Annotated in this window: 1 protein-coding gene; it reads left to right on the top strand. The window is 63.3% G+C overall.

Annotated features, from left to right (window positions below; genetic code table 11):
• Positions 1 to 286, top strand: a 286-nt coding sequence (locus A3764_RS21095; RefSeq protein WP_269085036.1) for a thiamine pyrophosphate-binding protein, incomplete at both ends; no start/stop codon positions are given.

Genomic DNA, 286 nt, shown 5'->3' with positions numbered 1-286 from the left:
TCGTCCGCTGCCTCGAAGCGGAAGGTATCACACGTATCTACGGCCTTCCGGGGGAAGAGAACGCCGATCTGATGATCTCCCTCCAATCTTCGAAGATCGAATTCATCCTGACCCGGCATGAACAGGCCGCGGCATTCATGGCCTCTGTCCATGGGCGGCTGACTGGCGAGGTGGGCGTTTGCCTCGGCACGCTCGGCCCCGGGGCGACCAACCTCATGACAGGCGTTGCCGACGGGAACATGGACCGCGCGCCGCTTCTGGTGATCACGGGACAGGGCGCGCTTAC

The sequence above is a fragment of the Sulfitobacter sp. HI0129 genome (assembly GCF_001635395.1).
Lineage (GTDB): Bacteria > Pseudomonadota > Alphaproteobacteria > Rhodobacterales > Rhodobacteraceae > Sulfitobacter.
The sequence above is the reverse complement of the archived record's forward strand: the minus strand, read 5'-3'. Positions and strand labels throughout refer to the sequence as shown.